This window comes from Frankia sp. CeD (genome assembly GCF_000732115.1).
Taxonomy (GTDB): domain Bacteria; phylum Actinomycetota; class Actinomycetes; order Frankiales; family Frankiaceae; genus Frankia; species Frankia casuarinae.
Genome location: NZ_JPGU01000028.1, coordinates 20,539 through 35,191 on the forward strand (window position 1 = coordinate 20,539; position 14,653 = coordinate 35,191).

The window sequence follows — 14,653 nt, forward strand, 5'->3', positions numbered from 1 at the left end:
CCCGCCTGACTCGCATGTACTGGAAGGTGACTGGGTGATGCGCCGCCCTGTACAGCCGGTATCGCTCATAGACGCGGTGGTCGAAAATCTTCGCACCGAGCTGTTCAGCGGCACTATCGGCAGCAACCAGGCGCTGACCGAAGTAGGCGTCGCCACCCAGTACGATGTCGCTCGCCCGACCGCGAAGGCGGCAATCGAGAAGCTGGTCGCGGCCGGTCTCCTTGTCCGCGGCAGTCACAAGGTCGCCCGGGTCCCCGAGCTCGGCCCGGACGACGTTCGCGACATCTACAACNCGCGCTACTNCNTCGAGNGNGAGCCACTCCGGCTGCTCGCCGCGGCCCGCCGCGTTCCCGCGCAGGCCCAGATGGCCAATGACGAGATCAAGTCGGTGATCAATGGCCCTCAGATCGCGATCGTCGAGCCCGACATGCGGTTTCACATCAGCCTCGTCGACTCGATGTCCAGCCCCCGCATCAGCGGCATGTACCACAAACTCGCCGGTGAAGTCCGGCTGTGCATGTCGCAGGTGCAGGGTCGGGCGCTGCTGAGCGCGGAATCAATCTACGGCGAGCACGCTCGCCTGCTTGAGCTGATCGTGACCGGCGATCAGGACGCGGCAACGATCTTACTCCACAAACACCTCTCCCGCGCGCGAGAGAGACTCGCGGGCGCTTTCGGCGCCGAACCGGGCCCGGAGGCGGACTTCGCGTACGAAGCCGCGACGGCGCGCGGGTGACACGTTCGCTCGGGTCGCGCATCCATCAAGGTCACGGGAAGTCGTCGATCGGCGTTCTCCGACACGTCACGTTCTCAGCCGGCACCGCCTGGATGGGCAGAATCACGGATCGGGCGAGTCGCGTACTCCAGCGCCTCGACAATGTGGACGTATTCGCGCCCCGTTGCGCGTGACATTCCGATCTCGCAGGTCCGGTTGGCCGACGCATGCACCTCGAAGGCGCGGGAGTTGACCTCACGTGCCTCGTTCAGCGTCGCCGCCGCAGTCAGCTCGGGATGCAGAAGTCCGCGATCACCGGCGAACGCGCAGCAATTCCAGTCCAGCGGCACGACCACCTCGTCGCTGACCAGCTCGGCGAGTTCCCTGAGTAAAGTCGTGGTGCCCCGCCGCTCGGTCGAGCACGTAGGGTGCAGTACCAGGGACGCCACCCGGCGGGTCACCGAGAGGCGGCCCACGACTTCGGCGCGCACGAATTCGAGCGCGTCCACGAAACGAAGTGCCTCGTAGGCGCCGCCAAGCCGCTTTGCCTCGGCGCGAAGCTCCTCCAGACCTTCTGTACATGACGCCGCGTCGCACACGACCGGCAGGCGGCCGCCGTCAGTCGCCGCGAGCAGCGCCGGCAGGACCTTGGCCCCGATGACCTCGTGGCCACCCCTGAGACCCTTCGACTTCCACGGCATACCGCAACACATCGACGCGATACCCCTGGGTACCCGTACCGCTACCCCGGCACGCGCGCACAGCGTCAGCATCGCGGGCATGACCCCGCCGCTGGATGACGACGAGCCGAACATGGCCCCGACGCACGCCGGGAAGTACACGGCGCACGCCTCTGCGGCAGCCGCGACCGCCCGGCGCCGGTACCCACCGCGGGGCAGCGAGGCGTCATACTGAGGCATCCTGTCGGTGCCCAACGTTCTGCGGGCCAGGGAGGCCGCGGCTGTCGGCAACGTCGGCGGCAGTGCGGCGGCGGCAGAAAGCGCCTTCCCAGCCAGTGTGGTGGTCGCCCCCCAGTGGCGGGCCGCCGAGCGCCACAGCGCGTCCTCGGCCTTGTTCACCCTCTCGGCGCGCAGCTCTCGCACGAGTGATCCGGTGTTGATCTGCACAGGGCAAGCGGTCTGGCACATACCGTCGACCGCGCAGGTGTCGACCACGTCATAGCGGTAGGCCGCGGACAGCTCATCGGCGAGCCCCTCGTCTCCCTCCCGCCGCGCGGCCTCACGCTCCCGCAGCAGGGCGATCCGCTGCCGAGGAGTCAGGGTCAGCGTCCGGCTCGGGCAGACCGGTTCGCAGTACCCGCACTCCACGCACATGTCCGCGCCGTAGCCGACCGTCGGCACATCCTTGAGATTGCGCAGATAGGAGCGAGGATCGTCGGACAGCACGACCCCCGGGTTGAGGATTCCCAGCGGGTCGAACAGCCGCTTCNCCTCCGTCATGACGTCATACAGTTCATCGCCGTACTGGCGACGGACATACCCCGCCATGATCCGGCCGGTGCCATGCTCCGCCTTGAGCGTCCCCTTGTGCTCGAGCACCAGCTCAACCATTTTCTCGGTGAATGCGTGGTAGCGTTCCANCCGCGCGGGATCCCGGAAGGTCTCGGTGAGCATAAAATGGATATTGCCGTCCTTGGCATGGCCGAAGATGACACTGTTCTGATAGCCGTGCGCGTCGAACAGCTTCGTGAGTTCCTGGCACGCTGCCCGCAGGTGCGGCACNGNAACCGCCACATCCTCCAGCAACGCCGTGGTCCCCGCCTGGCGCGCTCCCGCGACGGCCGTATAGAGACCCTTGCGCACATGCCACAGGTCCTTTCGGCGCCACGGGTCCGAGGTCAACTCCAGGGGCGACTCGATCTCGAGCCCATCGCACACGCCGCCGGCCCCGGACACCTTGTCGGCAAGCTCCTCGGTGGTCGCTGCCTGCAGCTCCACCAGGAGCGCAACATGGTCACGCACCTCCAGCGAGCCGATCTCAGCCGGTGTCGCGCCGAGGGTCTGCGCAACGGCAAGGGACCGAGCGTCCATCAGTTCGATCGTCGCGAACCCCACGTCGACCAGCTCGGGCAACGCGGCGGTCGCGGTGGCGAGGTCACGAAACACCGCCAAGCCGGTCGAGGCGTGGGGAAAGAGCTCCACCGTCCGGAACGTGGCCGAGGCGACGAACCCGAGCGTGCCTTCGCTACCGACCATCAGATGGGCCAGGATCTCGACGGGACGCTCGTAGTCGAGAAACGAGTTGAGACTGTAGCCCATCGTGTTCTTCATTGAGAACTGCCGACGCAGCGTCGCCACGGACGCCGGGTTGCGGCAGATCCGCTCGCGGAGCCGCAGCAAGCCCGCATACAGATCGGGTTCCAGTGCGCGCAGCCGTTCATCCGCGTCCGGCGCACCGGTGTCAATCACGGATCCGCTGGGTAGCACCACGGTCATCGCCTCAAGCGTCTGGTAGGCGTTCTGCCCGGTGCCGCAGGCCATTCCGCTGGAATTATTGGCAATGACTCCACCCAGGGTGCAGGCGACCTCACTCGCTGGGTCGGGGCCGAGCTTCCGCCCGTACGGACGCAGCCGCGCGTTGGCCGCACGGACGGTCACGCCAGGCTCGGCGCGCAAACGGTGACCACCGTCGAGCACCTCGGCCGACTGAAAACCGTGTCGCACGTCGACCAGGATCCCGTCGGTGACGCCCTGGCCGCTGAGGCTCGTTCCGCCCGAGCGGAACGTCAGGTACGAACCACTCCGCCGGCATCTCGCAAACAGCCCCGCCACATCGCCCACGCCGGCAACACGTTCCACCGCGGAGGGCACCAGGTGATAGTGCGACGCATCCCGCGCCATCGCGTAGCGCAGGACCGGGCTGCCTGCCACGGCCGGCCCCTGGCCAGGTCCGCCGCGGCTCCCCGCTACCTCCGCGCCGGTGGGACGCCCCTCAAGACTCATTGCCTGCCCTCCCCGGACAAGGAAAGTCTGACAAGTATACATTCGCCCACACTGCGTCGTGACACCTCGGCTGCCCTACGGCGTCCCTGCCACCCAGCGTCCCTGCCACCCAGCGCATCGAGCCCTGATCACGAACCCGCGGCAGACCCCGAAATTTCTCAAATCGAGACTGCCCGTGGCNGCTGTGACTGCTACGACCATGGGCGAGGTGCCGAGCGTGGGGGCCACCCGTCGTCGATGGTGTGGAGACAGTCATTGGAGCTCGGTACCCCAGGCGGTCCGTCGCCCACAGCAAGAGCCATGAGCTCGGAAAGGGTCTATAATGATCTTTATCACCGCCAAGTTCCGGATCAAGCCGGAGTATGCCGACCAGTGGCCGGAGATCTCACGGGCGTTCACCGAGGCGACCCGCGCTGAGCCGGGCTGCAAATGGTTCGACTGGTCCCGCAACATTGAGAGCCCGACCGAGTACGTACTGGTCGAGGCATTCCAGGATGGCGACGCCGGAGCCGCGCACGTCCAGTCCGACCACTTCAGGGCCGCCCGGCAGACACTGCCGAAGTACCTCGCCGAGACGCCGCGCATCGTGAACACGGTTCTGGAGCAGGACGACTGGTCGGAGCTCGGCGAACTCGCTGTGTCCGACTGATCGGTCGGGCCGCCGGCGACGACAGGCGGAGCCCCGGTCGGAAACCTCCGTGACATCCAACCAGACGCCGCTATTCCCGTGGTCCGGCGTATCGGCATGAGGAAGAGACCGGGTCAGCCGCCGACGTGGACACGCCGGCAGTTGATCGACGGAATTCGGTGGCGGACGCGGACCGGGGCACCGTAGCGGGACGTTCCCGCCCAGTACGGGCACTGGCGCATGGTGTACGGGCTGCCCTGTTCCAGGACTGGCATCCGGACGGGATCGCTCCAGCCCAGCGACAGTCACCCAGCGTCATACTCGGATGCATCTTCGCATCATGGCCTCCAGGGTGCTCTACTCGACCCCACCCTGGGGGCCGTGGTTGCGGTCGTAGGCCGCGCGGGCCACGGCGATGTCGTCGCGGTGCCGTTCGGCCCACGATGTGAGCGTCCGCAGCGTGGCATACAGCTCCCGGGCCATATCGGTGGCCTGGTACTCGACCTTCGGCGGCACCGTGGGGTAGACGACCCGCGTCAGCAGCCCATCACGTTCCAGGTTACGCAGTGTGAGGGTGAGCATCCGCCGGCTGATGCCGCTGATCGACCGCTGCAGCTCGGTGAACCGGACCGGTCCGTCGCTGATCCGCAGCAGGATGCCGATGGCCCACTTGCCACTGATCCGGTTCAGCACCTCCAAGACGGTGCAGGCCTCGGCCTCGTGGCCGGGGGAGTCGATCACATCGCTGTTCCCCTGAAACATGAAAGTGCCTCCTTCCGGCCACTCCCACAGTCACACATGATGGCTTCCGTAACAAGGCATGCCCCATGCGGCGGCTGGAACCGCCGCACCTGGCTGGCGGCCGCGACCGGCCCGCCGCCGCGGCCCGTCCGGCCTCCTCGACGTCAAGGAAGACTGTTGACCGACTCGACTCCCCCGGCCCCGCCCCCGGCGCTCCCGTCCCGCTGGCTCGCCCTCGGGGTGCTCTGCACCAGCAACCTGATGGCCATCCTGGACAGCTCGATCGTTACGGTCGCGCTGCCGACCATCCAGCAGGACCTCGGCTTCTCCCAGGCGAACCTGGCCTGGGTTGTGAACGGATACCTGATCGCCTTTGCTGGCCTGCTGCTGCTGTCCGGGCGGCTGGGTGACCTGCTGGGCGGCCGGCCCGTCTTCATCGGGGGGCTCGGCCTGTTCACGGCAGCCTCGCTGGCCTGCGGCCTGGCCAACACCGGCGGCCTCCTGATCACGTTCCGCTTCCTGCAGGGCGCCGGGGGGGCGCTGGCCTCCGCGGTGGCACTCGGCATGATAGTCACGATCTTCCCTGACAGCCGGGAGCGGGCCAAGGCACTGGCCTGCTACGCCTTCGTCGCCGCGGCCGGCTCATCGATCGGGCTCATCCTCGGCGGCGTGCTGACCAAGAGTCTCAGCTGGCCGTGGGTCTTCTACGTCAACGTGCCGCTGGGTGTCCTCGCGGTGGTGCTCGCCCTGTGGGTGCTGCCCCCGATCGCCGGGCTCGGGCTGCGCGAGAGCGCGGACGTTCTCGGCGCCGGGCTGGTGACCGCCGGGCTGATGCTCGGCGTCTACACCGTCGTCCGGGGCGGGGCGGACGGCTGGAGCGACGGCGGGACGCTGGGGTCGCTCGCCGCCTCGCTGCTCCTGCTCGCCGCCTTCGTGGGCCGCCAGGCCAGAGCGGCCAAGCCACTGCTGCCGCTGCGCATCTTCCGCTCCCGCGCGGTCGGGGGAGCGAACATCATCCTGACCCTGATGGTGGCCGGCCTGTTCGGCTACCAGTTCTGCACCGCCCTGTACCTGCAGGACGTGCTCGGCTACAACGCGCTGCGCACCGGGCTGGCGTTCCTGCCGGCCCCGCTAACCATCGCGGCCGTCTCGCTGGGCCTCGCGTCGCCGCTGAACACCCGGTTCGGCCCCAGGCCGGTGATCGTCGTCGGGCTGCTGCTGGTCGCCGCGGCGCTCCTACTGTTGGCCCGGCTACCGGCTGACGGCAGCTACGCGAGCGACATCGCCCCGGTGTTCGTCCTGCTGGGTATCGGTTTCGGCGCGGCGATGCCCGCACTGATCGGCCAGGCGATGGCGGTCTCCGACCCCGCCGAGGCCGGCGTCGCATCCGGGGTGGCCAACACCACCCAGCAGATCGGCGCCGCGCTCGGCACCGCGATCCTGGCCACCCTTGCCGCCTCCCGCACCGACTCGCTGCTCGACCACGGCAGGAGCACCACCACCGCCCTCACCGGCGGGTTCCACCTCGCCTACGCGGTGAGCGCGGCCCTGGTCGCCGCGGCCGTCCTCGTCGCCCTGTTCGTCCTGCGCCCGCCCGGCCAGTCGCGGGCCGCCGACAGCGCACGGACCGCCGACGCCCACCCAGCCGAGACCGACGACCCGACGCAGCCGGCGGGGGTGCCGGCCGCGGGACAGTAACCGCCGGGGCCAGCCGTCGGGGACGGGGTAGAAGGAAATCCTTCGCGACCACCGCGTCCTCGGCGGCAGCGACAAGCCAGCCGGTCACATACCGGGAGTAGATATCGATGATGACGTACAGCCGGTACCAGACGCCTTTCTCGGGTCCTTTCAACGCGGTGATATCCCGCGACCAGACCTGTGACGGTCCGGTCGCGGACAGCTCGGGGCGGACCCGCGGCGGGTGGGTCGCCTGCGCACGGCGTTCCCTGGTCTGCCCCGCCGCCCGGACGATCCGGTACTCGGAGTCCGCTCTCTCGGAGACCTGCCGCAAGAGAGAGCGCGTGCTTTTCCCATAAAAGCCAGCGCGGTTTCTGCCGTCGCAAGTTTCGCTTTCAACCGTTCGTTCTCGCGGCGCAGACGCTCCAACTCGATCTGTTCCGCCGACTTCCCCGGATTCTTCCCCGGAGCGCGGGCCGGGACGCCTGCTCTTCCCAGCGCCCCCGCGTCACGTGCCCGGGTCCGCTCCACCACATGCGAGGAGAACAAACCCTCCCGGCGCAGGATCGCNCCCTTCTCGCCGTGCGGGGCGTTCTCGTACTCCGCGACGATCCGCAGCTTGTACGCCGTGCTGAACNCCCGCCGCGACGGACGCGGCGCCGGGTCCCGCGCCTGCGGTGACCCGGCCGGAGCCTCCTGCGACTCAGGCTCCATGAACATCATGGATCTCCGATCACGCCCTCCGTAGCCAGCTCACACCCACGAGGGTGTCTCACTCAACCCCGACAGAGAGGGCAAGGACGGTCCCTACCGCGACCGCCCGGACTGCTTGCCAACAAATTTCCGCACCTTCAGCCAAAGGGCTTGAGAGTTCATGAAGGCTGGGTGTAGGCTCCCCATTGTGGAGCAAGAGGGAAATTTGGACCGCAGACCTCCACTAGTGCCACTTAATTAACAGATCTTGATTTTGCCTATCGTTCACTTCATCCACCTTCGTCGATCCTGGTCTTGGCGTCGATCGAGTCGCAGATGATCGAAAACTGGTCGACCATAGCGAGACGCGTGCCGGTCATTTCTGTTTACGGAAGGTTGATCCTGAAATCGATATCAACTACGCGCGCACGCGGAACTGGGGCGATCGGTGTCGCGGCGGCCGACTGGGGTCGCGGGAGCCAACAAGTGATCAAGAGAAGACGAGGCCGACGATGACCCAGTTGTCGCCAAAGCCGACCTGCCGGTTGCCCCTTCGCGGAGCCGTCGTGGAACCAGCCGGCGGCCCACACCTTCTTCCCCGCCCGGTGGAACAGGGTGTCATCGACCACGACAGTCAGCGGCCCGGCCGGGAGCAGCCGGTCGACGACGACGCGGGCGAGTGCCAGGCCGACCCGGTCGGGCGACCAGACCGCCCGCGCGAAGAACCGGTGCGCCTATCCACATCGTGAGTGGGGTGACATGTTCGACGGAAACGATCATGTCATCTCTCATCATGCGTGCGTCATGATGTGCGGCGAGGACCGCGCGGCACGCAATGTTTATATCAACTAACTGACACGTCGACAGCTGGCCGCGAGCAGCGGCGCGGGGCTATTCTTGCGGTCGAACAGGGGAAGGAAAGATGCCGGAGAAGCCACCTCATGGATCCCTCCGTGTCGGAGTCGTTGACCTCATGGCGGCCACCGGCCGAGGAACAGGAGGGCAGCAGTTCGACCGGCTGATAAGAAACGCGGCGAACAGCGCCAGAGTGGCAGTCCACGTCGATGTGGTGGACCTCGACCCGACGACCAGCCATCCCCATCTTCCGGGGTCACGAAGCGATTGGCAGCGAATAGCATCATTCGATGCTCTGGTGGTGACCGGCGCACAGCCACAGAATTCCCACCCAGAGAAGGACCCGGGCTATCCGGTGATCGAGCGGATTCTCGACCTCAGCCGGAGACGGAATTTCTTCACTGTGTTCTCCTGTCTGTCTGCGCATTTAGCCCTCCACCAGATGTGCGGCGTGCAGCGCCGCCGACTGGCACACAAGAGGGTCGGCGTGCTCGACCATCAGACCGTCGCACGACGCGGCCCGCTCACCGTCGGGCTGCCCGACGTCGTCACCATGCCGCATTCCCGATGGAACACTGTGGACCGTGACGAACTCGTCGCCTGCGGCGTGCGCCTGGAGCTGCTTACCGGTGGCTCTGACTGGGCGGTAGCGACCAGTCAGGACGGGGTCCGTCAGGTCTTCGTCCAAGGTCACCCGGAGTACCTGCCCGACATGCTGCTGCGGGAGTACCGCCGCGACGTCCGGGTCTTCCTCACGGACCCTGACGCGCCGTACCCGCCGATCCCGGAGGGCTACCTGGCCGATACCGCAAGCCGGCGGCTCGCCGCGTTCGCCCGGCGCGCCCGCAGCCAGCGCTCTCCCACGCTGGCCACACAGCTGCCCACTGTCGGGCCGCTGCCTGACGTCGCCCGGCGGTGGACCGNGGAGGCGACCGCCATGACCGCGAACTGGATCCGCAGGGTCGCCGACGGATCCACCGGGAGGATCAATGACCCACCTACCCGACCAGCCGCCGGACGGCACCAGGATGACCTGGTCCTGGCCAACGGATGTTCGTCCGTACAGTACGGACCTCGCCTCGATGCTGGCCGCGAGCGTGATCGATGACGGCATCCTCGGCTTCACCGAGCCGGTTACGCCGGCCCAGGGCGTGGGCTTCGCGGAGGACCTCGCCCGTCGGGTCGGCACAGGCGAAGCGCTCGTCCTGCTCGGCCAGGACGACGAGGGCGTCTGCGCGATGTGCGTCGTCGCCCTGAACTCGATGCCGAACTGCCGGCATCTCAGCGAGGTCAGCAAGGCATACCTGCGTCCCCGGATCCGTCGCACCGGTGCGGTGATCGAGCTCGTGTTCGCCGTCTGCGAGCGACTCGCCGACGTCGGGGTGGAGCGCGTTCTCATCGACGTCCGCGAAGGCTCCCCAGCCCACCGGGTCTGGAGCGGCTTCGGGTTCACCACCTACGGCGTGCTGGACGACTACAGCCGAGTGCGGGGCATCAGCCACCGCGGCCTTTACATGACTCACGCCGTGTCCGAGCTACAGGCCGTCACGGCCGACCGGCTGGCCCGTCGTGCCGANCCCNCTCGCCGCCACACCNCCCCACAAGCCGCCATCGCAGAGAGGACGAGCCGATGACGCTCCCGCGGGACAGGTTCAGGGCGTCCCTGGAGGAGACCCTGCACCAGCACCTCACCATCGCCCACCCGGTGTTCGGGCTTCTACTGGACGCGGACAACCCTCAGCCGCGTTTCCTCCAGCAGGTAGCGCTACAGGGCTACCAGCTCACCAAGCACTTCCTTACCTACGTCGAGCACCTGTTCTTCTACTGCCCGCTCCCCCGGCACAAGCGGCGCCTGCTGCACAACCTCTACGAGGAGGAGACCGGGCGGATCTCGAAGACGCGGAACCACGTCAAGCTGATGCAGGACTTCCTGCTAGCGATCGGGATCGACGACGAGACCCGGGATGCCGCCGTCGCGCTGCCGACGACCCAGGAGCTGATCGACTACCGGCTCGCGGCGGTGAAGGATCCGGATCGCTATCACGTCGGTGCCGCCGCGGTCACCATCGCGAGCGAGGGGCAGAACCTGGAGAAGCTAGGCAGCGAGAGCCGCGACATCCTGTTCGGTCGGGTGTACGGGCTCGAGCCGAGGGACCTGCTGTTCTTCTCGGTGCACCAGGTCGAGGACATCACCCACACTCAGCAGGGCCTCGACCTCGTCGCAGACCTGTGCACGACGGAGCAGATGCAGCAGGAGGCGCTCTACGCCGTAGCGCATACCTGCGAGCTGTTCTACGGCATGTACGAGGGCATCTACCAGGAATACCTGGCCGGACGGCTGCTGCCCGCATGACGCCTCCGTCCTCCAACCGTACGGCCTCCGGCACCCGCCGCGGACTGGCGACGGAGGCGGTGCGTGCCGGCCATCGCCAGTCCGTTGACGACCAGCACAGCGAGGCGCTGGTACTCACGTCGAGCTACCTGTTCGACGACTCGCACGACGCGGCGGAGAAGTTCGCGCAGCGGCGCCCCGGCAACGTCTACGTCCGGTTCACGAACCCGACGGTGCGCGCGTTCGAGGAGCGCGTCGCGCGGCTGGAGGGTGCCGAGTCCGCCGTAGCGACCGCGTCCGGGATGGCCGCATTCTTGGCGGTGTCGCTCGGGCTGCTGCGCGGCGGGGACCATGTCCTGCTTGCGGAGGGTGTCTTCGGCACCACGACCCGGCTCTATGCTCACTATCTGGACCGGTTCGGCGTCATGACGACCGTCGTTCCGGTGACCGACCCGGCCGCCTGGGCGCGCGCAATGCGTGCGCAGACCAGGATGCTCGTCGTTGAGAGCCCCACGAACCCGGTAATGGCCGTGGCCGACATCAGGTACCTCGCAGAGCTCGCACATGCCGCCGGCGCGCTGCTGCTGGTCGACAACACCCTGTGCACCCCGGTGTTCCAGCAACCGATCGTGTTTGGCGCAGACCTCGTTCTGCACTCCGCCGGCAAGTACATCGACGGTCAGGGCCGCTGCGGCGGCGGCGTTGTCGCCGGCCGCGCGGGCCTGATCTCCGAGCTGCACGGTGTGCTGCGCACCGCGGGCCCGAGCCTCAGCCCGTTCAACGCGTGGATCTTCCTGAAGAGCCTGGAGACGCTGCCGGTGCGGATGCGGGCGCACGACGCCAACACGGCGGTGGTGGCTGCCTGGCTAGCCGACCAACCGGACGTACGGGCGGTGCACTACACCGGCAGCGCGGATCACCCGCAGCGGGAGCTGGTAGCCGCCCAACAGTCCGGGCACGGCGGAGTGATCAGCTTCGAGCTGTACGGCGGCCAGCAGGCCAGCTGGTCGTTTGTCGACCGGCTTGAGCTCGTGTCGAACACGACAAACATCGGGGACACCAAGTCGATGATCACCCATCCGGCAAGCACCACCCACGGCCGGCTCACGCCGGCACAGCGCGACTCCGCCGGCGTCACCGACGGCCTGCTGCGCCTATCGGTCGGCCTGGAGGACGTCGAGGACATCGTCGCCGATCTGGCCCGGGCGTTCGCAGCGACCAGGCCTGCCGGGGCCCGCGCCCGATGAACCCGCAGCCGACAGCCCCGCAGGCGCCAGGCCAGCCGGTTTTTCCAGGGCTCGACAGGGTGCCACGCAGACCGCTCATTGCCGGGAAGCGCCGGCGGGGACGGCCGCCGGGCGTGGCGCGGGCAGCCGGGCGATCAGCAGGAACGACACCCCGACCAGCAGCGCCTCGCCCATCGCGACCTGCGTATAGGAGTTGTACGAGTCGGCGACCAGCGCGCCCAGCTGGCTGGAGAGAGCGGCGCCGATGCTGTGCAGCGTCCACAGCAGACCGAGGCCGGTGGCCCGGGCGCCCTCGGGCAGCACCCGGCCAATCCACAGCGTGGTCGCGACCACCGTCGCCAGATAGCTCGCCCCGAAGATGACCCCGAAGGCCAGCGAGGCGGTTACGGTCGCGTCGAAGGCGACGAGCACCATCGCCCCGCCGCGCAGCGCGTAACCGACAAGCAGGGTCTGCCGGACCCGGCCCCGGTCACACCTTCGGCCGGCGGCCAGTGAGCCAAGGATCTCGAAGACGCCCAGCATGGCGAGGGTGCCACTGACGACACCCGGGCTCATGCCATGTTCGTGCAGATCGGTGACCAGGTGAACGTCGACAAACGCCATCGTGATCCCACAGCCGGTGAACGCGACGGTCAGCGCCAGGAACACAGGGTTGGCGGCTGCCAGCCGCAACCGGTCCCCGAAGCCGAGCCGCGCGTCGTCCGCGGTCCCGGGTGTGCCCGGCGTCGCCGTAGGCGCCGGCTCGTCCTGGCCGGACAGCCGATACAGCAGCAGCGCAAGTGGGGTCAGCACGAGGAGCATCGACAGACCGGCGACGACGAAGACGGCCCGCCAGGACGCGAACGCGCCGAGCCACACCCACAGCGGCACCAGCACGATGAACCCGACAGCCGGGCCGTTCGTCATGACCGCGTACGCCAGGCCCTCCCCGCGGGCGGTGAACAGCTCGCTGGCAAGCTTTCCCAATGGAACGTACGAGAGCATCGTGAAGGCGAAGGCGCCGAGCACGCCGTAGACGGACGCGAACAGCGACACCCCCGGCGCCGCCGCGCAGATCAGGAAGGCGGCACCGGCGAGCACCGTTCCGCTGACCAGCACGGCCGCGCCGCCGAACCGATCGGCCAGCACCCCGACGACCGGGCTCGCCACCGCGATGACCACAGCGAAGACCGTCGTCGACCAGGCGAACGTCCCGCGGCTGACACCAAGGTCCACTGCGATCGGCGAGAAGTCCACTTGAATCGTGTTCTTCAACGCCGACCCGGCCAGCGACAGCGTGAACGCGAGCGTCGCGGCGAAAATCAGCGCCGTGTTCCGCCGGCTACGACCAGCAGGGGACGCGACTTCAGGTGCGTCGGCGGCGTCTCGAGTCGTCATCGGGTCCGCATCCTTCGGGTCGGCCCGGCGGGGCAGCGGCTTGCTGGACACGAGGCCAGAGTGCCGGGCGCCGAGTGCGCAGCGGAATAGGCTGTTCTGCCGTGCTGCATAAGGAAACGGCCACTCGCCACGCCGTGGTGGCCCTCGCGGTCCCGGCCACCGTCGCGATGGACCTCGCGATCCCGGCCCAGGTGTTCGGCCACCTGGACCTGGCCGAGCATTACACGTTCACGCTGTGCACGGAGCAGCCTGGCTCGCTGCCCACCACCACCGGCTTCGCCTTGGAGGTGGCGCACGGGCTCGCCGCGCTGGATGCCGCTGACACCGTCGTCGTCCCCGGGTACGCCCCACTGGTCACACCCGCACCAGGGGTGCTCGACGCGCTGCGCGCGGCTGCCGACCGCGGCGTCAGACTGATGTCGGTGTGCACCGGAGCGTTCGCCCTCGCTGCCGCCGGGCTACTCGACGGTCAGCGGGCCACCACCCACTGGGAGGACGCGGGCGACCTCGCCGCCCGCCATCCGACGGTGCAGGTGGACCCGAACGTTCTCTACGTCGACGGGGAGCGGATCCTCACCAGCGCCGGAGTGTGCGCGGGGATCGACCTGTGTCTGCACATACTGCGGCGCGACCTCGGCAGTGCCGTCGCCACCCGCGTCGCCCGCCGGCTGGTGGTGGCGCCCCATCGCGCAGGCGGCCAAGCCCAGCTGTTACGCCGCCCGGTGCCCGGTCCAAAGCCCGGCTCTGGCGGTCCTGGCAGGCTGGCCGCGACCTGCGACTGGGCGCTGGAACGGCTCGCCGAGCCACTGTCCGTCGCTGATCTCGCCGGCCACGCTGGCTACGCGACGCGCACGTTCGCCCGGCGCTTCATCGCCGAGTACGGCGTCACGCCCAGGCAGTGGCTGCTCGCCCACCGGATCGCCGAGGCGCGGCTGCTGCTCGAGGTGACCGACCTGCCGGTGGATCGGATCGCCGCCCGTTGCGGACTGGGGACCGCCGCCAACCTGCGGATCCACCTCGCCCGCGACGCCGCCAACACGCCGTCCGCCTACCGCGCCTCCTACCAGGGCCGCCCGCGCCGAGCGAGTGGGCGTGCCGACGAACTCGCCCCGTAACAGCCGGGTCCAGACGAAGTACCGGCGTGGCGTGTTCGATGAGGCGATGCTCGACGCCTGCGAACGGACGATGCGCGGCGTGTGCGCCGACTTTGGCGCGACCCTTGCCGAGTTCACCGGCGAAGCGGACAGCGACACCGTATCAACGGCGGCAGGCTCACCCCTCATTCACGGGTTGTTCACCCTGGCCCGCACCTGGCGGCAGCGCCAAGTCATATCTTGGCCGATTTCGCTGACTTCGCAATACGAAAGCGCTGGTTCCATCTACCCAACGAGCCGGGGACAGCCCATCACGAGCTGGACTTCCGCG

At 68.3% G+C, this 14,653-nt stretch carries 11 protein-coding genes and 1 pseudogene; 7 read left to right on the top strand and 5 right to left on the bottom strand.

The genetic code is table 11. The features are described 5' to 3' along the window. Positions 1–37: 37 nt before the first annotated feature. Positions 38–736, top strand: coding sequence for a GntR family transcriptional regulator (locus tag CED_RS14830; protein WP_035911554.1), 699 nt, complete (start codon positions 38–40; stop codon positions 734–736). 74 nt (positions 737–810) lie between these two features. Here CED_RS14830 and CED_RS14835 read toward each other — a convergent pair whose 3' ends face one another. After that, entirely contained in the window at positions 811–3,678 is a 2,868-nt protein-coding gene (locus tag CED_RS14835) for an FAD-binding and (Fe-S)-binding domain-containing protein (protein WP_035911557.1), read from the bottom strand. Positions 3,679–4,000: 322 nt separating this feature from the next. Between CED_RS14835 and CED_RS14840 the strand changes: the two genes are divergently transcribed. Continuing rightward, positions 4,001–4,327, top strand: coding sequence for a putative quinol monooxygenase (locus tag CED_RS14840; RefSeq protein WP_011436437.1), 327 nt, complete (start codon positions 4,001–4,003; stop codon positions 4,325–4,327). A 336-nt stretch (positions 4,328–4,663) separates the two neighbouring features. Here CED_RS14840 and CED_RS14845 read toward each other — a convergent pair whose 3' ends face one another. Continuing rightward, a complete protein-coding gene (locus tag CED_RS14845; RefSeq protein ID WP_011436436.1) occupies positions 4,664–5,068 on the bottom strand; it encodes a helix-turn-helix domain-containing protein in 405 nt (134 codons plus the stop codon). Between the two features lie 240 nt (positions 5,069–5,308). Here CED_RS14845 and CED_RS14850 point away from each other — a divergent pair, with 240 nt between their 5' ends. Next, positions 5,309–6,745 (top strand): DHA2 family efflux MFS transporter permease subunit, encoded by a 1,437-nt coding sequence (locus CED_RS14850; protein ID WP_082456732.1) that lies wholly within the window; start codon positions 5,309–5,311, stop codon positions 6,743–6,745. A 40-nt stretch (positions 6,746–6,785) separates the two neighbouring features. On the opposite strand, the pseudogene CED_RS25375 reads toward CED_RS14850, so the two are convergent. After that, positions 6,786–7,025 (bottom strand): annotated as a pseudogene (locus tag CED_RS25375) (DDE-type integrase/transposase/recombinase); the annotation flags it as partial. 778 nt (positions 7,026–7,803) lie between these two features. Continuing rightward, complete coding sequence (locus CED_RS25380; RefSeq protein WP_083771072.1) at positions 7,804–8,103, bottom strand: hypothetical protein; 300 nt, start codon at positions 8,101–8,103, stop codon at positions 7,804–7,806. Positions 8,104–8,339: 236 nt separating this feature from the next. On the opposite strand from CED_RS25380, the gene CED_RS22790 reads away from it, so the two are divergent. The 3 genes from CED_RS22790 (at position 8,340) to CED_RS14870 (ending at position 11,851) form a co-directional block, all read left to right on the top strand. After that, positions 8,340–9,380 (top strand): homoserine O-succinyltransferase, encoded by a 1,041-nt coding sequence (locus CED_RS22790; protein ID WP_084680817.1) that lies wholly within the window; start codon positions 8,340–8,342, stop codon positions 9,378–9,380. A 522-nt stretch (positions 9,381–9,902) separates the two neighbouring features. Beyond that, the gene (locus tag CED_RS14865; RefSeq protein ID WP_011436430.1) at positions 9,903–10,625 is read left to right on the top strand and encodes a TenA family transcriptional regulator; all 723 of its coding nucleotides are present in this window, start codon (positions 9,903–9,905) and stop codon (positions 10,623–10,625) included. Beyond that, positions 10,622–11,851: an O-succinylhomoserine sulfhydrylase gene (locus CED_RS14870; protein ID WP_011436429.1), complete on the top strand. Its 1,230-nt coding sequence runs from the start codon at positions 10,622–10,624 to the stop codon at positions 11,849–11,851. The genes CED_RS14865 and CED_RS14870 overlap by 4 nt, the downstream gene beginning before the upstream one ends. 75 nt (positions 11,852–11,926) lie before the next feature. On the opposite strand, the gene CED_RS14875 is transcribed toward CED_RS14870, so the two are convergent. Next, positions 11,927–13,228 (bottom strand): MFS transporter, encoded by a 1,302-nt coding sequence (locus CED_RS14875; RefSeq protein ID WP_011436428.1) that lies wholly within the window; start codon positions 13,226–13,228, stop codon positions 11,927–11,929. A 101-nt stretch (positions 13,229–13,329) separates the two neighbouring features. Between CED_RS14875 and CED_RS14880 the strand changes: the two genes are divergently transcribed. Then, complete coding sequence (locus CED_RS14880; protein WP_023841230.1) at positions 13,330–14,343, top strand: GlxA family transcriptional regulator; 1,014 nt, start codon at positions 13,330–13,332, stop codon at positions 14,341–14,343. Positions 14,344–14,653 lie beyond the last annotated feature (310 nt).